Annotated in this window: 18 protein-coding genes, 1 pseudogene and 1 riboswitch; of the genes and pseudogenes, 12 read left to right on the top strand and 7 right to left on the bottom strand. The window is 63.5% G+C overall.

Annotated elements, in window-relative coordinates; all coding sequences use genetic code 11:
- Positions 1-367 precede the first annotated feature (367 nt).
- Positions 368-593: riboswitch (cobalamin riboswitch) on the top strand.
- A 108-nt stretch (positions 594-701) separates the two neighbouring features.
- The 7 genes from APH28_RS23625 to APH28_RS23655 all read left to right on the top strand — a co-directional run bounded on the left by APH28_RS23625 (position 702) and on the right by APH28_RS23655 (position 7,202).
- Positions 702-887, top strand: a complete 186-nt coding sequence (locus APH28_RS23625; RefSeq protein ID WP_060512890.1) for a CbtB-domain containing protein — start codon at positions 702-704, stop codon at positions 885-887.
- Between the two features lie 7 nt (positions 888-894).
- Positions 895-1,587: a CbtA family protein gene (locus APH28_RS23630; protein ID WP_060512891.1), complete on the top strand. Its 693-nt coding sequence runs from the start codon at positions 895-897 to the stop codon at positions 1,585-1,587.
- Positions 1,587-1,997: a cobalamin biosynthesis protein gene (locus APH28_RS23635; RefSeq protein ID WP_060512892.1), complete on the top strand. Its 411-nt coding sequence runs from the start codon at positions 1,587-1,589 to the stop codon at positions 1,995-1,997. The genes APH28_RS23630 and APH28_RS23635 overlap by 1 nt, the downstream gene beginning before the upstream one ends.
- Before the next feature lie 30 nt (positions 1,998-2,027).
- Positions 2,028-2,780, top strand: coding sequence for a precorrin-4 C(11)-methyltransferase (gene cobM / locus APH28_RS23640; RefSeq protein WP_060512893.1), 753 nt, complete (start codon positions 2,028-2,030; stop codon positions 2,778-2,780).
- 61 nt (positions 2,781-2,841) lie between these two features.
- On the top strand, positions 2,842-3,084 hold the full coding sequence (locus APH28_RS23645) for a DUF1272 domain-containing protein (protein WP_060512894.1): 243 nt from the start codon (positions 2,842-2,844) through the stop codon (positions 3,082-3,084).
- Positions 3,085-3,298: 214 nt separating this feature from the next.
- On the top strand, positions 3,299-3,913 hold the full coding sequence (locus APH28_RS23650; protein ID WP_060512895.1) for a response regulator transcription factor: 615 nt from the start codon (positions 3,299-3,301) through the stop codon (positions 3,911-3,913).
- Positions 3,914-3,926: 13 nt separating this feature from the next.
- Entirely contained in the window at positions 3,927-7,202 is a 3,276-nt protein-coding gene (locus APH28_RS23655) for a transporter substrate-binding domain-containing protein (protein ID WP_060512896.1), read from the top strand.
- On the opposite strand, the gene APH28_RS29575 is transcribed toward APH28_RS23655, so the two are convergent.
- The 3 genes and pseudogenes from APH28_RS29575 to APH28_RS23665 form a co-directional block, all read right to left on the bottom strand.
- Positions 7,177-7,671, bottom strand: a complete 495-nt coding sequence (locus tag APH28_RS29575; RefSeq protein ID WP_371263109.1) for a methyl-accepting chemotaxis protein — start codon at positions 7,669-7,671, stop codon at positions 7,177-7,179. The genes APH28_RS23655 and APH28_RS29575 overlap by 26 nt on opposite strands.
- Positions 7,672-7,713: 42 nt before the next feature.
- Positions 7,714-8,547, bottom strand: a pseudogene (locus APH28_RS29580) (PAS domain-containing protein); the annotation flags it as partial.
- Between the two features lie 63 nt (positions 8,548-8,610).
- Positions 8,611-9,630: a LacI family DNA-binding transcriptional regulator gene (locus tag APH28_RS23665; RefSeq protein ID WP_060512897.1), complete on the bottom strand. Its 1,020-nt coding sequence runs from the start codon at positions 9,628-9,630 to the stop codon at positions 8,611-8,613.
- A 206-nt stretch (positions 9,631-9,836) separates the two neighbouring features.
- Here APH28_RS23665 and APH28_RS23670 point away from each other — a divergent pair, with 206 nt between their 5' ends.
- The 3 genes from APH28_RS23670 (at position 9,837) to APH28_RS23680 (ending at position 12,227) form a co-directional block, all read left to right on the top strand.
- Positions 9,837-10,376 carry a gluconokinase gene (locus tag APH28_RS23670; RefSeq protein WP_060512898.1) on the top strand — a complete coding sequence of 180 codons (540 nt, stop codon included), beginning with the start codon at positions 9,837-9,839 and terminating at the stop codon, positions 10,374-10,376.
- 111 nt (positions 10,377-10,487) lie between these two features.
- On the top strand, positions 10,488-11,840 hold the full coding sequence (locus APH28_RS23675) for a GntP family permease (RefSeq protein WP_060512899.1): 1,353 nt from the start codon (positions 10,488-10,490) through the stop codon (positions 11,838-11,840).
- An 84-nt stretch (positions 11,841-11,924) separates the two neighbouring features.
- Positions 11,925-12,227: a hypothetical protein gene (locus APH28_RS23680; protein WP_060512900.1), complete on the top strand. Its 303-nt coding sequence runs from the start codon at positions 11,925-11,927 to the stop codon at positions 12,225-12,227.
- A gap of 30 nt (positions 12,228-12,257) precedes the next feature.
- Here the strand turns inward: APH28_RS23680 and APH28_RS23685 are convergent, their stop codons facing one another.
- From APH28_RS23685 to APH28_RS23700, 4 genes are all read right to left on the bottom strand, one after another.
- Complete coding sequence (locus APH28_RS23685; protein WP_060512901.1) at positions 12,258-13,685, bottom strand: sigma-54 dependent transcriptional regulator; 1,428 nt, start codon at positions 13,683-13,685, stop codon at positions 12,258-12,260.
- Positions 13,660-15,153 carry a HAMP domain-containing sensor histidine kinase gene (locus tag APH28_RS23690; protein ID WP_060512902.1) on the bottom strand — a complete coding sequence of 498 codons (1,494 nt, stop codon included), beginning with the start codon at positions 15,151-15,153 and terminating at the stop codon, positions 13,660-13,662. The genes APH28_RS23685 and APH28_RS23690 overlap by 26 nt, the downstream gene beginning before the upstream one ends.
- A gap of 288 nt (positions 15,154-15,441) precedes the next feature.
- Positions 15,442-16,914, bottom strand: coding sequence for a HAMP domain-containing sensor histidine kinase (locus tag APH28_RS23695; RefSeq protein WP_060512903.1), 1,473 nt, complete (start codon positions 16,912-16,914; stop codon positions 15,442-15,444).
- A 106-nt stretch (positions 16,915-17,020) separates the two neighbouring features.
- A complete protein-coding gene (locus APH28_RS23700) occupies positions 17,021-17,614 on the bottom strand; it encodes a lytic transglycosylase domain-containing protein (RefSeq protein ID WP_060512904.1) in 594 nt (197 codons plus the stop codon).
- A gap of 186 nt (positions 17,615-17,800) precedes the next feature.
- Here APH28_RS23700 and gspG point away from each other — a divergent pair, with 186 nt between their 5' ends.
- Together gspG and APH28_RS23710 are read left to right on the top strand one after the other, a co-directional pair.
- A complete protein-coding gene (gene gspG, locus APH28_RS23705; protein ID WP_060512905.1) occupies positions 17,801-18,226 on the top strand; it encodes a type II secretion system major pseudopilin GspG in 426 nt (141 codons plus the stop codon).
- A gap of 11 nt (positions 18,227-18,237) precedes the next feature.
- A complete protein-coding gene (locus tag APH28_RS23710; protein ID WP_060512906.1) occupies positions 18,238-19,428 on the top strand; it encodes a type II secretion system F family protein in 1,191 nt (396 codons plus the stop codon).
- The last annotated feature ends 17 nt before the right edge of the window (positions 19,429-19,445 follow it).

Genomic DNA, 19,445 nt, shown 5'->3' on the forward strand with positions numbered 1-19,445 from the left:
AGTCACCTTTCCGCCCTTACGGCGGGTTACTTTGGTCTTGGCCAAAGTAACCAAAGCCGCCCGCTCCCATCATCCGGCCCCTACGCTGCGCTCCGGGGTCCCCTCACTCCGGCCTTGCTCCCGGGAGGACCGCGCTGCAGGCCCCATCCTGGGGCCCAGCGCTTGACGGGCATCCATGCCCGTCACCTCCCTCCGCAAGACCTCCGTTCGGCCTCCTGAAGTCGCAATTCGCGTTGCCTGAACTATCGCGCGCTTAGAAGCAAAAGCAGAGCAAGAGCAAGAGCAAGAGCAAGAGCAAGAGCAAGAGCAAGAGCAAGAGCGTGCCTGCTGGACGCATTGCATTTGACGCCACCCTCGCCGCGTGCTCTCCTTACGCCTTGCGTCAGGTGCCCCCACTTGGGGGTGAAACGGGAAATCGGTGCGTCGCAGGCCCTCGCCAGGGCCGGGCAAATCCGGTGCTGCCCCCGCAACGGTAAGCGAGCGAAGCGTCCAGACCACTGTGCCACGCAGTCCGGCATGGGAAGGTGATGCTTTTCAAGGAGCCCTGCTCCTCCTCGCAAGCCCGGAGACCGGCCTGGCGTTCATGAACACCCCGCGGTGGGCGGGCGCTGTCGCATACCCTCGGGCGCCTCGCGCCCGGGGCTGCCGCGCTTGTCCGTTGCCCCATTGTCTTTAAAAAAAGCAAAGCAGAGGATCGCGTCATGCCCGTCACCAGCGCCAAACACAGCATCGCCACGCCCGTCACCCTCAGCCAGCGCATGGTCATCGCCGTCGGCGCCAGCCTGCTCGGCCTGTGCCTGGTCTATTTTGCCGGCTTCTCGCACATCGAAGCCGTGCACAACGCCGCGCACGACACCCGCCACAGCGCCGCCTTCCCCTGCCACTGAGGCTGCCATGATCAAGCGTATTGCCCGCACTGCCGGGTTCAGCGGCCTGCTCGCCGCTCTGTTGCTGACCCTGCTGCAAAGCTTCTGGGTCGCACCGCTGATCCTCCAGGCGGAAACCTATGAATCGGCCGCCCCCGCCGCCGAGCACCACAGCCACGGCGAAGAGGCCAGCGCCGGCCACTCCCACGATGAAGAAGCCTGGTCGCCGGAAGATGGCTGGCAGCGCATCCTGTCGACCACCGGCGGCAACCTGGTGGTCGCCGTCGGCTTCGCCCTGATCCTCGCCGCCCTCTACAGCCTGCGTGAACCGGGCCGCATCAGCACCGGTGCACTGTGGGGGCTGGCCGGCTTCGCTGTGTTCTGCCTGGCGCCTACCCTGGGCTTGCCGCCAGAACTGCCAGGCACGGCCGCCGCCGACCTCGGCCAGCGCCAGGGCTGGTGGATCGGTACCGCAGCTGCGACTGCGCTGGGCCTGGCGCTGCTGGTGTTCGCCCGCCACGGGCTGCTCAAGGCACTGGGCGCGGTGTTGCTGGTGGTACCCCATGTGATCGGCGCACCACAGCCGGAAGTCCACGAAAGCCTGGCACCGCAAGCCTTGGAAACGCAGTTCAAGATCGCTTCCTGGCTGACCAATGCGGCTTTCTGGTTGGCCCTGGGCCTGCTCAGCGCCTGGCTGTATCGCCGCCCCAACCACGCCTGATGGCCAACGACCCGCCAACGCCGGCGCTGTACGCCGGCTTCGGTTGCCGCCGCGGCTGCCCCGTGGCGGTCCTCGATGGCTTGTTGCATGAAGTGCTTGAGCGTCATGGCCTGAGCGCCACAGCACTTCGTGGCATTGCCAGCATTGCCGGCAAAGCCGATGAGCCAGGCCTGCAACAACTCGCGGCACGTTATGCCCTGCCATTGGTGGTTTTCGATGCCGAGCAATTGCAGGCGTTCGAGCCACAGCTCAGCCACCGCTCCGCAATTGCCTACGCCCACAGCGGCTGCTGGGGCGTTGCCGAGAGCACGGCACTGGCGCTTGCCAACCGCGGTCACGGCAACGCCACGCTCAGGGTGGCCCGCCAGGTGTGCGGCCCCGCTACCCTGGCGCTGGCCTGCGCCGGATAATCGCTTCATCCACCTATTCAAGGATTTGCCATGACGGTCTACTTCATCGGCGCCGGTCCCGGCGACCCGGAACTGATCACGGTCAAGGGCCAGCGCCTGATCCGCCAGTGCCCGGTGATCATCTACGCCGGCTCCCTGGTGCCCGCAGCGGTGCTCGAAGGCCATCAGGCCGAGACGCTCATCAACAGCGCCGAACTGCACCTCGAGCAGATCATCGACGCAATCCGCGCCGCACATGCCAAGGGCTTGGACGTTGCGCGGGTGCACAGTGGCGACCCCAGCCTGTATGGCGCCATCGGCGAGCAGATCCGCCACCTGCGCGAACTGGGCATCGATTACCAGATCATCCCTGGGGTCACCGCCACTGCTGCCAGTGCGGCGCTGCTCGGCTGCGAACTGACCCTGCCGCAAGTAGCGCAGACGGTCATTCTCACCCGCTATGGCGACAGCTCGCCGATGCCCGCAGGCGAAGAGCTCGGCGACCTCGCTCGGCATGGCAGTACCCTGGCCATTCACCTCGGGGTCAAGCACCTGCCACGCATCGTCGAAACATTGCTGCCTCACTACGGCCACGACTGCCCAGTGGCTGTGGTTCATCGCGCCACCTGGCCCGACCAGGACTGGGTGCGCGGCACACTGGCCGATATCGTCGATCAGGTTGCCAGCAAGGGTTTCCGGCGTACCGCCCTGATCCTCGTCGGCCATGTGCTGGGCGATGCGCCGTTCACCGAGTCAGCGCTGTATCGCGCTGGCCACGCCCACCTGTATCGCCCTGGTGAGTAGCGTTGCCAAGGTAAGGAAAGGCGGCGCAGACTGAACATTCCACCAAACCGGAGGGATACCCATGCTGGAGCTGCGCCCTAATTGTGAATGCTGTGACGTCGACCTGCCGGGCGATAGCCCTGACGCGATGATCTGCTCGTTCGAATGTACCTTCTGCCGCCCGTGCACCGAACACCGCTTGCAGGGGCGCTGCCCGAATTGTGGCGGCCAGTTGCTGGCCCGCCCGGCACGGGCAGGCCAGGCCTTGAGCAACAACCCTGCCTCGACCCAACGCGTCCTCAAGCCCCATCCGGCCTGCGCCTGACCCTCTTGCGCCACAGGCAGCGTCGCGTCTGACGATGCCTGTGCGGCCGTCTTGTAGGAAATTTCTACAATACCGGCTCGCTTGTTCAACACATCTATACTCGCCATTATCACGGATCCGGAATGGTCGTATCGTGCTGCACAGCAGAAAAAGCTTGCAGACGTATTCCTGATTACTTCAGGCAATCGACCACATTCCGACAGGAGTTAGTGACATGACAACCGTGCTGATCGTTGATGATCACGCCATCGTCCGTTTTTCCTTGCGCATACTGCTTGAGCGTGAGCGCTTCCGTATCGTCGGCGAAGTCGATAATGGCAGTGAGGTGGCGCAGAAGGTGCGCGATTTGCGCCCAGATGTAGTGGTGCTGGACATAGGGCTCCCCGGTCTGGATGGCATGGAAGTCATCAAGCGCCTGCAACAACAGGAGCCGGCACCGAAAATCATGGTGCTGACCGGGCAGGCCACCGATCTTTACGTACGCCGCTGCCTGGATGCCGGCATCGGTGCATTCGTCACCAAAGGCGAAGATCTCGAGGCCGTGGTCTTCGCCCTCAAGGCCTTGATCAAGGGCTACTCCACGTTTCCGCAGATGTCGGTGAACAGCAACACCCTGGAGAGCGAGCCAGACCGCCTGAGCAGCCTGTCCAACCGCGAGATGGAAGTTCTGCGGCGCTTGAGCCGTGGTGAAAACAACAAGAACATCGGTGCCTGCATGAACCTCAGTGCCAAGACCATCAGCACCTACCGTGGCCGCATCATGGAAAAGCTCAAGACCGAATCACTGGTGGAAATGGTTGACCTGGCCAAACGCAACCACGTCAATTGAGCGTGCCGGTAGCATGAAACGTGTCCTGGCCGGCCTGATCCTGCTGTTTACCCTGGCCAGCTGCCCGCTCATGGCCCTGGCCGATGGTGAACCCCGGCATCTGCTGGCACGCGCCACCAGTGCCGCGCAACCGCTACAGCTCGATGCAGCCGATCGCCAGTGGTTGCAACAGCGCGGCGTGTTGTTGCTGGGCAGCTCACGGCCGGATTACCCCCCCTTCGAGATCAACGTCAGCCTGGCTGATTATGAAGGCCTCAGTGCCGACTATGCCGGGTTGATCGCCGAACAACTGGGGATACCGGTCGAAGTCCGGCGCTACGCCAGCCGCCACGAGGCGATCGCCGCATTACGCGCTGGCAAGATCGACTTGCTAGGCAGTTCCAATGGTTTTGAAGCTGCCGATGCCCAGCTCAGCCTGAGCCTACCCTATGCCGACGACTTGCCGGTGATCGTGACGCGTCAGGACACCCCCCCGATGCATGGCAAGGACCTGGCCGGCCTGCGCCTGGCGATGGTCGACCACTACCTGCCGGGCGAGACCGTCCGCGCGCTCTACCCCAAGGCGCAGCTGAGCTTCTATCGCTCGACCCTGGCAGGCCTGGCGGCTGTCGAGCTGGGTGAGGCGGACGCCTATCTCGGCGATGCCATCAGCACCGATTTCCTGATGGGCAAGAGCTACCAGGGCACGGTCAAGATCGACCATTTCTGCCAGGTAGAGCCCGGCACCTTTGCTTTCGCTTTCGCCAATGACAACCCGCGGCTACGCCGCCTGGTCGACAGCGCCCTGGCCAGGATCACCGAAAGCGAGCGCCTGAACATCCTGCGTCGCTGGAGCAGTGGCAATACCAGCCTGTTGCTGGAACGTCACCTGTCAGCGCTGACCGAGGAAGAAAAGGACTGGATAGCCCGTCATCCGAGCGTAACCGTACTGGTCGACACGGCCCTTGCCCCGTTGACGTTCAATGACGCCCAGCAGCAGGTTAGCGGTATCACTGTCGACCTGCTCAAGCAGATTACCCTGCGCACCGGCTTGCAGTTCAAGCTCATCGAGCAGGACACGGTGCAGCAGATGGTCGAAAAAGTCGCGCTCGGCAAGGCGCAGATGATCGGCGCACTGGGCTATGGTACGGAACGCGCGGCGCGGTTGCGCTACACCCGCCCCTATCTGGTCAGCCCCAGAGTATTGGTAACCCGCAGCCAAGTGTCCTCGCCGCTCAAGTTAAGGAGCCTGAACGGGCAGCGCATCGCCCTCTTGCGAGGCTCTCATCTTCGCGAAGAAGTCATGCGCCGTTTTCCACAGGCGAAACTGGTCCTGGTCAACAACCCGCTTGGCCTGATGGAAGCGGTGGCCAACGGCGATGCCGACGTTGCCTACAGTAGCCAGATCAACGCCTCGTACTACATCAACCAGGTCTTCAAGGGGCAGTTGCATATCGCCAGCGTGTTGGGGGACGAACCGGCCGTCGCCGCCTTTGCCGTGGCACCTGACCAGCCGCAACTGCAGGGCATTCTCGACAAAGCGCTGATGAGCATCCCCCCCGAGGAACTGGATCAGTTGGTGAACCGTTGGCGAACCAGCACCTTGGTCAGCGACAGCCCCTGGCGCGACTACCGCACGCTGACACTGCAGGTGCTGGTGCTGTCCGCCCTGCTGCTGGCTGGCGTGGTGTTCTGGAACAGCTACTTGCGCAAACTCATCCAGCAACGCACTGAAGCTCAACGCGCGCTGCAGGCACAACTGGCCTTCAGCCGCGGGCTGCTGGAGCAACTGCGCCAGGCCAAGGACGAAGCCGAACAGGCCAGCAAGACCAAGAGCGCGTTCGTGGCGACCATGAGCCACGAGATCCGCACCCCCATGAATGCGGTGATCGGCCTGCTGGAGCTCGCGCTGGAGGACAACCGTTCAGGCCACTGCGACACCCAGACCTTGCAGACTGCTCACGACTCCGCCATCGGCCTACTCGGACTGATCGGCGACATCCTGGACATCTCGCGCATCGAAAGCGGGCACATGACCCTGCAGCCGGTGCCGACCGACCTGGCCGACCTGGTACGCAGCACCCTGCGCGTGTTCGAGGGCAATGCACGGATCAAAGGCCTGCACCTGCAAGGCGAACTGCCAGACGGGCCGCTTTGGGTCATGGCCGACCCGTTGCGGCTGAAGCAGATACTCTCCAACCTGCTGAGCAATGCCATCAAGTTCACCGACCGTGGTGATGTGCTGGCCCGCCTGACCTGTAAACCCTCGGCTGCAGCTGACACCCTGATAGTCGAGTTGGGCGTAAGCGACACCGGCATCGGTATCGCTGCCCAGGATCAGGCGCGACTGTTCAACACCTTCACCCAGGCTTCAGGGCCGCGGGCCAGCCAGGGTGCTGGCCTGGGCCTGGTGATCAGCCGGACCCTGGCCGAGCTGATGGGAGGGAGACTGGACTTGCAGAGCGTGGAAGGCGTTGGCACCCGCGTGCTGGTCCAGGTGCCGTTGCCGCCGAGCGCCCCGTCGGTACCCGTGGAGCACAACACGGCCGACAGCGAAGCCGAGAGCGGACCATTGAATGTGCTGGTGGTCGATGACTACCCGGCCAACCTGATGCTGTTGGAAAAACAGCTCAACAGCCTCGGCCACCAGGCCACACTGGCCGAAAATGGCGAGGCGGCACTGGCCCTGTGGCAAGCACACCCATTCGACCTGGTCATCACTGACTGCAGCATGCCGGTGATGGATGGCCATGAGTTGGCCCGCAGGATTCGGCTGCTGGAACAACAACGCGGGCAGCCTGCCTGCAGCATTCTCGGGGTGACCGCCAACGCCCAGGCGCAAGAGCGCCAACGCTGCCTGGAGAGCGGCATGGACGACTGCCTGTTCAAGCCCATCGGGCTGCGGGCACTGAAGGCTCACCTGCCGCAGGCTCGCGCCAGCGCGCCGGTGTCAGCCGCCAGGGCAAGCGGTTTCGACCTCAGCGAACTGCGCCACCTGACCCAGGACGACCAGCAGTTGACCACGCGCCTGCTCGAACAACTGACGCAAAGCGCCCGCGAAGACTTGGCCGCCCTGCAAGCGCTGGGTACCGTCAGCGACCGCGAAGCATTGCGCGCCCTTGCCCATCGCATCAAGGGCGGTGCGAAGATGTTGCGGGTACGCGGGGTAGTCAAGGCTTGCGAAGCCATCGAACAGGCACATGCACAAGGCCTGGCGACCGACGCATTGCGCCTGCAGCTGGAAGCGAGCCTGCAGGCCTTGCTACAGGAGCTGGGCGACACCCTCAGTGCAATTGCAGCGTCGAGCTGATCTGGCTGATGGCGTCGACCACATGGCGCGAACCCTGCTGGATTTCCATGATCACCGTCCCCGCCTCGTTGGCCAGGGCAACCCCCCGCCCGGTGCGTGACAGGCTCGACTGCATGCTGGCCACGGCGGTCAGCGAAAGGTCGTGGTTCTGTCGCACCACATCGACGATCTCCAGTGTCGCTTTGCTGGTGCGCGCCGCCAAACTTCGCACCTCATCAGCCACCACGGCAAAGCCGCGGCCATGCTCACCGGCGCGGGCCGCTTCGATGGCCGCGTTCAAGGCCAGCAGGTTGGTCTGGTCGGCGATACCGCGAATGGTCAGCACGATCTGGCCGATCACATCCGACTGCTTGCTCACCGCATCGATGCTGCGCGCAGCATCATTGAGTTCCTGGGAAATCTGCTCGATGACTTCCACGGTCTGCTGCACCACCTCGCTGCCCTTGCGCGCGCAGGCATCGGTCTGCACCGAACTGGCATGGGCCGCCGTGGCGGCGCTCTGCTGGGTACTGACCTGCGCGGTGATGTCGCTGGCGAACTTGACCACCTTGTACAAGCGGCCCTTGCTGTCGAAGATCGGGTTGTACGAGGCCTCCAGATAAACCGTCTGGCCCTGCTTGTTGACCCGCTCGAAGCGGTGCGAGTGATATTCGCCGCGATTGAGCGATGCCCAGAACTCACGGTATGCGCCGGATTCGCGCTCATGGGCCTGGCAGAACAGACCGTGGTGGCGGCCCTGCACTTCTTCCAGCGAGTAGCCCATGGTTTGAAGGAAGTTGCGGTTGGCTTTGATCACCCGCCCTTGCGGGGTGAATTCGACCACGGCCATGGACCGCCCAATGGCCTTGAGCAGGCTTTCGCTTTCGTGTTCGTCCTTCACGCGCTGGCTGATATCGGCCGCGACCTTGATCACGCTGATGACCTGTTGTTGCTCGTCGACCACCGGCATGTAGCTGGCCTCGAGCCAGACCTCACGGCCAGCCTTGTCGACGCGCTCGAAAGTGCCGCTGATGGCCTTGCCCTGCCCTAGCTCACGCCACAGTTGCTGGTACTCGGCACTCTTGGCATAGCCAGGGTCGCAAAACAGGCGGTGGTGCTTGCCGCGCAGTTCTTCGACGCTGTAGCCCATGGCCTGGCAGAACTGCTCATTGGCATCGAGAATGGTACCGTCAGGGGCGAACTCGATCATGGCCATGCAGCGGCTGATCGCGGCGAGCTTTGCCTGGGTGTCGGACAGGGCCTTGCGGGTGCGCTGAAGCTCTATCAGGTCAGACTTGCGATGGAAATCGAACATGGCGCCAGGATCCTCGATGCTCAGGGTTTTCTGAGCATAGATCGCCATCATTACCCTGCAAGCAGAGTGCTATCACCTAGTGATTAGACAGTTAGCGAAGTCTCCTGAAGTACTTCAAGAGCTCTCGCGGACCATCAGTTCAAAGCCGAGGTCTTGCTGTTCGTTAGTCACCCGCTTGCCATCGAGCAGCGCCAGCAGTGCCTGCGCCGCGCCCCGACCAACGGCGGCCCGCGGGGTGCGAATCGAGGTCAGGCGCGGCACCATGTGCGCCGATGCGGGCAAGTCGTTGAAGCCGACCATGGCCACCTGGCGTGGCACTTCGATGCCTTGGCGCAAAGCCTGCAGCACTGCGCCTTGAGCAAGGTCGTCGTTACAGAAGAAGATGCCGTCTACATCCGGGGACTGGGCCAGCAACTGGCTGAACAGTTCGCTGCCCAGTGCAATGGACGACGGTTGCGGGGCCAGGACCTCCAGCTCGCGGGCCTCCATGCCGGCTTCGGCAAGGGCCTGACGGAAGCCTTCGGCGCGCTGCATCACCCGTGGGTCGAGTTGCGCAGCAATGAACGCCAGGCGCCGCCGGCCACGCGCAATCAGGTGGGCGGCAGCGGCCCGCCCGGCCTGCTGCTGGGAAAAGCCCACCGACAATGCGCCCGCCTCACCCCCCAACTCCATCATGTGCACGCAGGGCACGCCGCTGGCGGCCAACATCTGCCGCGACGCGTCGCTGCGATCGAAGCCGGTCAGCAGCATGCCGCAGGGCTGATAGGCCAGGTAATTGCGAATCAGGTTTTCTTCTTCGTCGATATCGTAGTGATAGTTGCCAATCAGCACTTCAAGCCCACGCGGGCGCATCACCTCGTGAATGGCCTCCAGGGTGTCGATGAACAGCTGGTTGGACAGCGACGGAATCAGCACCACTACTGATTGGCTGCGCGCGGACGCCAGCGCCCGGGCCGCGGGGTTGGCGACATACCCCAAGGACGCGGCGGCGGCCATGACCTTTTCCACCAGTTCCGGGGCAACCGTACTGACCCCGCGCAAAGCGCGCGAAGCGGTAATCGGGGATACCCCGGAAAGCCTGGCGACTTCAGCCAGCGTGGGACGACCTGTGGTGCGAGAGCCTGTGCGGGACATGGATGTTGTAATTTTACTACTTGCAGGAATGGGGAACGGCCACTAAGGTAGCGCTGTCTCAGGACGCAGGCAATGTAATCTTTGGTAGTGGCCACTACAGCGCGCTGCCAAGCGTCCATACTGCGTAAGGACAAGACCAATAACACCGGGGAGGTGGCGTTTCGTCAGCGACGAGACAGCGCTATCTCACCCCGCAGGAGGTACTGATGAATTCTCCCCTGTCCGCCATCGTGGTGATGGGCGTGGCTGGCTGTGGCAAAAGCTGCGTCGGCCAGGCCATTGCCGAGCGAAGCGGCGGTCGCCTGATCGAAGGCGACGCATTCCACCCTGCCGACAACATTCGCAAGATGAGCGCTGGCATCCCCCTGGATGACGATGACCGTGCCGGCTGGCTGGTGCGCCTGGGCCAGGAGCTGCAAGCGACGGTCAAGGCTGGCGAACGGCCTATCCTTACCTGCTCAGCGCTCAAGCGCCGTTACCGCGACACACTGCGCGCCGCCATGCCAGAGCTGGTGTTCGTCTTCCTCGAACTCACGCCCGCAGAAGCGGAAAAGCGCGTGCTCGCCCGCCCCGGTCACTTCATGCCGGCCAGCCTGATCGATAGCCAGTTCGCTGCCCTCGAGGCGCCCCATGGGGAACCCCTGACCCTGCCGCTGGATGCCACTCAACCGATTGCCGTGCTCGCCGAAGCGGTCGACACCTGGCTAAAGCCCTGCGGTGAGCGGAACGTGGCGCGGACTGCCTGAACCGGCGGTTTTTCCGGCTCACCAAAGATAGCGCTGTCTCGACGCCTGAAGGCGGCGAAAGTTCAATAAAAGCTACGCCAAAAACAACGATAAGACCGAGGCATCAAAACCATGTTCGGACTGGCTACAGATACCTACCTGCTGCTCGACGCGCTGGTCACCATCGTCGGGCTGATTCTGCTGATCACCCATTTCAAGGTCCACCCCTTCGTCACCCTGACCCTGGCCGCCGGCTTCCTTGGCCTGACCTCCGGCATGCCGGTGGCCAAGGTCATGAAGTCGTTCCAGGACGGCTTCGGCGGTGTGCTCGGCTTTGTCGGCATCGTCCTCGCCCTGGGCACGATGCTCGGCAAGCTGATGGCCGACTCCGGTGGCGCCGACCAGATCGCGCAAACCCTCATCCGCGCCTTCGGCAAGAAGAACGTGCATTGGGCAATGATGTTCGCCGCCTTCCTGGTGGGCATTCCGCTGTTCTTCGAGATCGGCTTCGTGCTGCTGATTCCGCTGGTGTTCATCGTCGCCCGGCGCTCGGGGGTGTCGTTGGTCAAGATCGGCATTCCGCTGCTGGCCGGCCTTTCGGTGGTTCATGGCCTGGTGCCGCCACACCCAGGCCCACTGCTGGCGATCGGCATCTTCCACGCCGACATCGGCAAGACCATCTTCTACGGCCTGCTGGTCGCACTGCCCACGGCGATCATCGCCGGCCCGCTGTTCGGCAACTTCATTTCCCGCTATATCCCCGGCAACCCATCACAAGAGCTGATGGACCAGATTGCCAAGGAGTCGGACCAGAGCAACCTGCCAAGCTTCACCATCACCCTGGTCACCGTGCTGCTGCCCGTGGCGCTGATGCTGCTCAAGACCTTCGCCGACGTGGTGCTGCCGGCCGAGCACATCATCCGCCAATGGATGGACCTGATCGGCCACCCGATCACCGCCCTGCTCGCCGCTCTGCTGCTGGCCTTCTACACCTTCGGTGCGGCCCGCGGCTTCAGCCGCCAGCAGATCATGAAGATGCTCGACCAGAGCCTGGCGCCGACGGCGGCCATCGTGCTGATCGTCGGCGCCGGTGGCGGCTTCAAGCAGATGCTGGTGGATACCGGCGTGGGCAACGTGATCGGGCAGATGGCGGTGCAGGCGGAAATTTCACCGATCATGCTGGCCTGGCTGGTGGCAGCGGTGATCCGCATTGCCACAGGTTCGGCGACCGTGGCGACCATTACCGGCGCTGGCATCGTCGCCCCGGTGATCGACCTGGTGCCCGGGGTCAACCGTGAACTGCTGGTCCTGGCCACCGGCGCCGGCTCGCTGATCCTGTCCCACGTCAACGACGCCGGGTTCTGGCTGGTGAAGCAGTACTTCAACATGACCGTGGCGGAAACCTTCAAGACCTGGAGCATGATGGAGACGATCCTGTCGATCGTCGGCATCCTCTTCATCATGGCACTGTCGACGGTGGTGTGACCGCTGATCGGCATAATGGCACCTGAGCATTCGGGTAGGGCCCAACGCAGGTATGAGCCCTATCTCAATGCAAAGGAGCTTGCCATGAACCGCTCGACACTGCTGCTGGTTGCCCTGCTCACCTCGCCGCTCGCCCTGGCGGTCGGCACCGGGCCAACCTACCCCGATGACCCGCACAACCCGGCGCCGCAGCCGGGTGTTGACAGCACCCTGAACCCGATCGAGAAACCCATGCCGCGGGATACCGATCCGCGCATCCAGGGCAATGACCCGGAAAGTCCGCCGGCCAGGCAGGATAACAACCGCGACCTGCCGGGGATGGATGGCAGCGGTTCCGAGGGGACTGGGCGGCAAGGTGGAAACAATTCAGGTGGCAGTCAGCAATAAAGCTCAAGGGGCGCCATGCGCCCCCCTGCCTTACCACTGGCGCTTGTCAGGCCGGGTAAGCCCGAGCTTCTCGATGCGGTAACGCAGCATGTCCCGTGACAGCCCCAGCATCCGCGCCGACTTGGTGACGTTCCAGTCGGTACGGTCCAGGGTCTTGCATACCAGGTCGCGTTCCATGTCCGGCAGGCTGGTGCCCGGTTCCGGTTCATGGCGCGGCAGTTCGTATAGGGTCGCCGTAGGCTGAGCCACCAGCGGCTCGTCGATCAGGGCCGTGCACAGGTTCAACTGATGCGCCTGGACCACCTCATTGGGTGCCAGCAACACGGTCTGCTCCAGCATGTTGCGCAGTTCGCGCACATTGCCCGGCCAGCTGTAGCTCAACATCAAAGCTTCGGCTTCGGCGCTGAAGCGCAAGTTCGGCTTGCCATAGCGGCGCCCGTGGTGCGCCAGGAAATGCCGGGCCAACAACAGCACATCCTGGCCGCGGGCATACAGCCGCGGCACTTTCAGGGCGATGATGCGCAAGCGGAAGAACAAGTCGCGGCGGAATTTGCCTTGCTGCACCATCTGTTCGAGGTTGCAGTTGGTAGCGCTGATCACCCGCAGGTCGACCTTGCGCTCCTTGACCGCACCGATGCGGCGAATGCTGCGATCCTCCAGCAACTTGAGGAGCTTGGCCTGCAGCACCAGGTCCATCTCGCCGATCTCGTCAAGAAACAGCGTGCCGCCATCGGCCGCTTCCACCAAGCCCACACGGCGCTCCTTGGCGTCGGTGAACGCGCCCTTCTCATGCCCGAACAGCTCAGCCTCCAACAGATTGGCCGGGATTGAGGCACAGTTGAACTCGATGAACGGCCCCTTGCTGCGCGAACCGTCGAAATGCAGCGCACGGGCAACCAGTTCTTTGCCGGTACCGGTCTCGCCTTCGACCAATACCGGTGGCAGATCGTCCATAGCCATGCGCCGCTCGGCTTCGAGCACCTGGTGCAGGGTGTGCTTGAGGGTGAGCATCGCCGGTGACTCGCCGATCAGGGCCTGTAACCCGGACTTCTGCGCCTCGCGCTCCTGATAGAACGACAGGGTGCGTTCCAGGCGCTCGGCCGCCAGGGCCTTTTCCAGTGTGAGCTTGAGCTCGGCCAGCACCACCGGTTTGGTCAGGTAGTGGAACGCGCCCTCCTTCATGGCCTGCACGGCGTCTTCGACGTTGCCGTAACCGGTCATCATGATCACCTTGAGGTCCGGCGCCTGCTGCACCAGGGTGCGCAGCAGGTCGTGCCCGCTCATGCCCGGCAGCGAGTTGTCGGTCAATACCGCATCGGGCTGGGCCCGCTTGATCTGTTCCAGCGCCAGCTCCGCACTGTGGCAGAGCGTTACTTCGAAGCCTTTGAGGCTCAGATAGGTACGAATGTTGTCGCCAAGGATTTCATCGTCCTCAACTACCAGGATGCTGTGCTCCATGGTCCTCTCCCGCTGCGATATTGAAAGTCAGGCTGACGCGGGTTCCTTCCTCTTCTCGGCTGGTCAGGCTGACCGAGCCGCCAAACCGTTCCATGATGCGCTTGACCAGGGCCAGGCCCACGCCAAGGCCACCTTGCTTGGTGGTGAAGAATGGCTTGAACACCATTCTTTCCTGTTGTTGGCTCATGCCCCTGCCGGTGTCGCTGAGCAGCAGCTGCGCGCGCAAGCCGTCCTGCACGATGACCTGAGCATGCAGGACGCCGCCCGTGGGCATGGCTTCCAGGGCATTGGAAAACAAGCTGTTGAGAATCTGCGTCAACTGCAAGGACTGGCTGGCTACGCATAACGCCTGCGGCCCATGGAAGCTGAAAACCACGCCGTTGCGCTCGATCTGCTGGGCAAAAGCCAGGTGGGTGTCTTCAATGGCCGCCACCAGATCCACCGCCTCGGCGGCATCGCTGGTCGGGCGCAGCGACACCAGCAGCTCGCGCACCCAGCGCGACATGCGGTCGACCTGGCTGATGATGTCATTGATGTTCTTCTGCGCCTGCGGGCTGGCGATCTCTTCCGCCAGCTCGGCGCTGGAACGGATATTGGCCAGGGGGTTGCGCAAGCTATGGGCCACGGCGGAAGACATCTCGCCCAGTGCCACATAGGTTTCGCTGGCCACCAGGCGGTCCTGTTGCTGCTGCAGCATGTGCGCGGCGCGGCGCACGATCCAGAACAGGCCGAAGTAGATCAGCGCCCCACCTACCAGGGTCGAGGCCCAGATCAGCACGTAACCGCGCTGGATACGCCGCACCAGGTCCTGCGGCTCCTTGTAGATCTCGACCATGGCCATGACCTGCTCACCCTGGCTGTCGAACAAGGGGATGTAGTTTTCGATGAACAGGTACTTGGGCTGGCGCAGGAATTTCTGCTCTTCGCGGCCCTCTTCTACCTTGTGGTAGCTGGCCGATACGGCTTTGCGCGAGCGAAAGGCGCGGTCAAGGTCGCCGTCGGCTTCGATGCGCTTGCCGATCAGTTCGGGGTTGGTGGACCAGACGATGGTGCGGTCACGGGCGTAGGCGTTGGCCAGCAAGGTGTCCGGCAGGTGCTCGACGTGGTCGAGAAACTCGACACGGGTCGACTCGGCCAGGGCCGGGCTGACCTGCAGGTGCTGTTGATCCAGGCGCGGGTTGAGCAGTTCGCCCATCGTAGTGCCGGGCGGTAGCTGCGAATGACGCACTTCGGCCAGACCCAGGGACTGGATGAACTGCGCGGTGAGCATGGCATCACGCTGGACGCTGTCACGCACCACGAAGCGGGTCGACACGTAGCCCAGGCCACCGGCTACTGCGGTGATAATCAGCAGGCTGATCACCGAGAACCAGCGCAGCAGGTTGAATTCGCGAAGCGGCACGGCCAGGCCACTGCTTCCAGGCAGCGCTGCGGGCTTTACGGGAACCTCTTCATCCAGCATCTGCATCGCGTCGTTCCCGTGCAGGGAGTCCGTTCAGAAGGCTGTCACTGCATTGCTACCGATAGTAGCAAATGAATGGCACCTCACCAGGGCGGTGGCTACCGCCGTTGTCGCGCCTTACCTGCTGCGAGAAACTGCAAGAAATCAGCCAGCCCCGTAAGCCAAACGTCATATCCCTATACATCAGCCACTTATGAGCACTATCTAGGTTCGAATCGAGGATGGTTCCCCACATTTGGGTAGCGTTTACCCAGAAATATATAAACACCTACAGATCAATTATTTATACGGTACTCATGAAGGCCTTTGTGATGCACACACCAACCGGAAGCTGAGCGAGACCCGCGTGCCATGGCCCTCGCTGCTGCTCAGCCGGACTGAACCGCCAAAGCGCTCCATGATGCGCTTGACCAGTACCAGCCCCACACCCAGCCCGCCTTGCTTGGTACTGAAAAACGGCCTGAAGGCCAGGCGCTGCTGCTGTTCGTTCATGCCCTTGCCGCTATCGGCAATGCGCAAGGTCAGGCTGCGTCGGTCGCGCTTGACCACCTGGATACGCAACCGCCCACCCTGTTCCATCGATTCCAGGGCATTGGCGATCAGGCTGTTGAAGATCTGGCCGAGCAGCGCCGGGTGGCCGAGCACCTGCACCGGTGGTAACGGTTGAAGGTCCAGGCTTACCCCGCTACGGGCCAGCGGCACGGCGAAATTCTGCAGGCTTTCTTGCAGCACCTGAGGCAAATCAACCGGCACCGCTTCGTCATTCAGCGGCCGCAAGGATTGCAGCAGCTGGCGAATCCACTGTGACATGCGGTCGACCTGGCTGATGATGTCATTGATGTTGCGTTGCGCCGGGCCTTCATCGAAGGCCTGGGCCAGTTCGGCGCTGGAGCGGATGCTGGCCAGCGGGTTGCGCAGGCTATGGGCCACCGCCGAAGACACCTCGCCAAGGGCCACGTACGTCTCGCTGTTGATCAGCCGTTTCTGCTGCACCGCCATCACCCGCGCGGCGCGGCGCATGATGCCGTACAGGCCGATGTAGACCAGCGCAGCGCCTACGGTGATGGCCAGCCAGATGAGCAGCAGGCCGTGCTCGATGCGCACGATCAAGTCGTGGGGTTCCTTGTAGATCTCGACCATCGCGGTGACGCTATCGCCATCGGCATCGAACAAGGGGATGTAGTTTTCGATGACCAGCTGTTCCGGCGGCGTCACGAACTTCTGTTCGGCGCGTGCCTGCTCGAAATTGTGGTAGCTGGCCGAAACCCGCATCTTGTACTCGAAGGCCCGGTCCAGGTCTTCGTCACCGTTGATCAGCTTGCCCGTCAGCGCCGGGTTGGTCGACCAGATCACCGTCCGGTCCGGGGCGTAGATGTTGGCCAGCAGCATGTCCGGCAGGTGGGCGATATGGTCGAGGAACTCGCCACGGGCCTTGCGCCGCGCTTCCGGGTCGACGTCGGGCATGGCTGTACGGTCAGTGCGCGGGTCAAGCAGTTCGCCCATGGTACGCACATTGGGGATCGACACATGGCGCACTTCAGCGTCAGCGATCGAGGTGATGAACTGCGCGGTGAGCAAGGCGTCACGCTCGATGCTCTCATCGATGATGAAGCGGCTGGAAATCAGCCCCAGGCCCGCGGCCACCGAGAGGATGATCGCCAGGCTCACCCAGGCGTACCAGCGCAGCAGGTTGAACGGCCTGCGCGGCGCAGCGGCTTCGCTGCCCGCAGGCGCCTCGATTGCTTCGGAACGGGGGGCGATGTCCATGAAGCACTCCACTGCAGGGCACCATTTGAAAGGTTATAGCCCAGAGTTGGGTATCCATGGCAATGAATGGGGACGAGTTGCGCCACTTTCGCGACGCAAGGCCCGTTCAGAGCGGCGAATCATCGGCCAGCCCCTGCAGCTTGCGGTATTCGCGCAACACGTTTGGCACGTAGCGGCGGGTCTCGGCGTACGGGGGTACCGCGCCGCGCCGCCGCACGGCATCGGGGCCAGCGTTGTAGGCAGCCACGGCCAGGGTGATGTCGTTGTCGAACAGGGTCAGCATGCGCTTGAGGTAGCGCGCGCCGCCCTGCACGTTGTCTTCGGGATCAAGGATGTCCTCCACCCCCATCTCCTTGGCCGTGTCCGGCATCAGCTGCATCAGCCCTACCGCCCCGGCCGCCGAACGGGCCTTGGGGTTATAGCCTGATTCGGCCTTGATCAGCGCATGCAGCAGCGCCTGCGGCACATCGTAATCGCGGGCCGCCGCTGCCACCAGTTCGGCGTAGGGCCGCCCGGTGATCAATTGCACGTCAGCCGGGCCCGCCTGGGCAAGAGGTTCGCTGATCACCCGTTCGTAATGGCGTCCTGGCCGGTGGACGTTGCTCAGTACGTAACCACCCTTGGCATCGATGGAAATGTACATGTCGGCCTGGGCGCTTGCCGCCACCAGCCAGGTCACTACCAGGATCACCACACGCATGTCGGTCGCCTCCCCGCCGTGCTCCCCCGATGTGGGGGAAATGCCCCGGAAAACCCGGGCTTTTCTGCTACGACGCAAGCACCGTGCCGCCTGCCATGGCGCATGGCGCAAGGCCCCGAGGCAGACGTGCACGGCAGTTGCATGTGGCTTGAACAAGCGTGTCCCCATGCAGCGGAGGGCTTCACCATGCAGCGCAGATCCAACCCCCAACGTGGCTTCACCCTGCTTGAACTCTTGGTAGTCCTGGTGGTGCTCGGTCTGTTGGCCGGTATCGTCGCGCCCAAGTACTTCAGCCAGCTCGGTCGCTCGGAAGCCAAGGTGGCGAAGGCGCAGATCGAAGGCCTGGGCAAGGCCCTGGACCTGTATCGCCTGGAAGTGGGCCACTACCCCACCAGTGAGCAAGGCCTGCAGGCGCTGGTTGCCGCCCCCAGCGGCGAGGCGCGCTGGTCGGGGCCGTACCTGCAGAAGGCGGTGCCGCAGGACCCCTGGGGCCGCGCCTACATCTACCGCCAACCCGGCGAGAACGGCGGTGAATACGACCTGCTGTCGATGGGCAAGGACGGCCAGCCCGGCGGCGATGGTGAAAACGCTGAAATCACCAGCTGGCAATGAGGAGAATGGACATGCGCTATAGCCTCAAGGCCCTCGGCAGGCAGGGCATCGTGCAGATTCAGATCGACGCCGAGGACGCCGAACACGCGCGTCGCCAGGCCGAGCACCAAGGGCTGCGGGTAGTCAGCGTGCGCGGCCAGGGCAAAACCCTGGCTGGCCTGGCCTGGCGACGCGCGGCGACGTTCGACCTGGTGCTGTTCAGCCAGGAACTGACCACCCTGCTGCACGCTGGCCTGCCGCTGATCGATGCCCTGGAGAGCCTGGCGGAAAAGTCCCCCGCCGGCGCCACGCGCAAGGTCCTGACCGAGCTGGTGCGCCAGCTCTATGAAGGCCGCTCGCTGTCCCAGTCGCTGGCACAGCAGCCGCGGGTGTTCCCGCCGCTGTACGTGGCGCTGGTGCAGTCCAGCGAACGCACCGGTGCGCTGGGCGATGCCCTGGCCCGCTATATCGGCTATCGCCAGCGCCTGGACCTGGTCCGGCAGAAGCTGGTGGGCGCTTCGGTCTACCCGCTGCTGCTGTTGCTGGTCGGTGGCGGTGTGGTGCTGTTCCTGCTCGGCTATGTGGTACCGCGCTTCAGCCTGGTGTTCGAGGGCATGGGCAGCGAACTGCCTTGGCTGTCCCGGGTGCTGATGGATGTCGGGCTGTTCCTGCATGCCCAGCAGCTGCCACTGGCCCTGGCGGTTGCAGGCGGCATCGGTACATTGGTGGTATTGCGTCGCAACCCGCTGGTGCGGCGCTGGGCATCACGGCAACTGCGGCGCTTGCCCGCCTTGCACCAGCGCCTGGTGATGTACGAACTGGCGCGCTTCTACCGTTCGCTGGGGATCCTGCTGCAGGGCGGCATCCCGATTCTCACCGCCATGGGCATGGCCCATGGGCTGCTCGGCAGCGCTTCAGCGCAAGGCCTTGAGCAGGCCAGCCGGCGTGTGGGTGAAGGGCTGCCGCTGTCGGACGCACTGGAGGCCGGGCAACTGGTCACCCCGGTGTCGCTGCGGCTGCTGCGGGCGGGGGAACAATCGGGGAACCTGGGGGAAATGCTCGAACGCTGCGCCGACTTCCACGATCAGGAAATCGGCCGCTGGGTGGAATGGTTCGTGAAACTGTTCGAACCCCTGCTGATGACCTTCATCGGGCTGCTGATCGGCGGAATCGTGATCCTGATGTACATGCCGATCTTCGACCTGGCCTCAAGTATTCACTAGCCTGTACCGGCCTCTTC

Origin of the sequence: Pseudomonas sp. NBRC 111124, from assembly GCF_001320245.1 — a bacterium.
GTDB lineage: Bacteria > Pseudomonadota > Gammaproteobacteria > Pseudomonadales > Pseudomonadaceae > Aquipseudomonas.

Bases quoted from the DNA above. Each gene is read 5' to 3' on its own strand.
- gspG (WP_060512905.1), top strand. From the start codon at position 17,801: ATGCAGCGCAGATCCAACCCCCAACGTGGCTTCACCCTGCTTGAACTC.
- APH28_RS23695 (WP_060512903.1), bottom strand. From the start codon at position 16,914: ATGGACATCGCCCCCCGTTCCGAAGCAATCGAGGCGCCTGCGGGCAGC.
- APH28_RS23675 (WP_060512899.1), top strand. From the start codon at position 10,488: ATGTTCGGACTGGCTACAGATACCTACCTGCTGCTCGACGCGCTGGTC.
- APH28_RS23710 (WP_060512906.1), top strand. From the start codon at position 18,238: ATGCGCTATAGCCTCAAGGCCCTCGGCAGGCAGGGCATCGTGCAGATT.
- APH28_RS23700 (WP_060512904.1), bottom strand. From the start codon at position 17,614: ATGCGTGTGGTGATCCTGGTAGTGACCTGGCTGGTGGCGGCAAGCGCC.
- APH28_RS23690 (WP_060512902.1), bottom strand. From the start codon at position 15,153: ATGCAGATGCTGGATGAAGAGGTTCCCGTAAAGCCCGCAGCGCTGCCT.
- APH28_RS23625 (WP_060512890.1), top strand. From the start codon at position 702: ATGCCCGTCACCAGCGCCAAACACAGCATCGCCACGCCCGTCACCCTC.
- APH28_RS23670 (WP_060512898.1), top strand. From the start codon at position 9,837: ATGAATTCTCCCCTGTCCGCCATCGTGGTGATGGGCGTGGCTGGCTGT.
- APH28_RS23630 (WP_060512891.1), top strand. From the start codon at position 895: ATGATCAAGCGTATTGCCCGCACTGCCGGGTTCAGCGGCCTGCTCGCC.
- APH28_RS23645 (WP_060512894.1), top strand. From the start codon at position 2,842: ATGCTGGAGCTGCGCCCTAATTGTGAATGCTGTGACGTCGACCTGCCG.
- APH28_RS23680 (WP_060512900.1), top strand. From the start codon at position 11,925: ATGAACCGCTCGACACTGCTGCTGGTTGCCCTGCTCACCTCGCCGCTC.
- APH28_RS23650 (WP_060512895.1), top strand. From the start codon at position 3,299: ATGACAACCGTGCTGATCGTTGATGATCACGCCATCGTCCGTTTTTCC.
- APH28_RS23655 (WP_060512896.1), top strand. From the start codon at position 3,927: ATGAAACGTGTCCTGGCCGGCCTGATCCTGCTGTTTACCCTGGCCAGC.
- cobM (WP_060512893.1), top strand. From the start codon at position 2,028: ATGACGGTCTACTTCATCGGCGCCGGTCCCGGCGACCCGGAACTGATC.
- APH28_RS23665 (WP_060512897.1), bottom strand. From the start codon at position 9,630: ATGTCCCGCACAGGCTCTCGCACCACAGGTCGTCCCACGCTGGCTGAA.
- APH28_RS23685 (WP_060512901.1), bottom strand. From the start codon at position 13,685: ATGGAGCACAGCATCCTGGTAGTTGAGGACGATGAAATCCTTGGCGAC.
- APH28_RS23635 (WP_060512892.1), top strand. From the start codon at position 1,587: ATGGCCAACGACCCGCCAACGCCGGCGCTGTACGCCGGCTTCGGTTGC.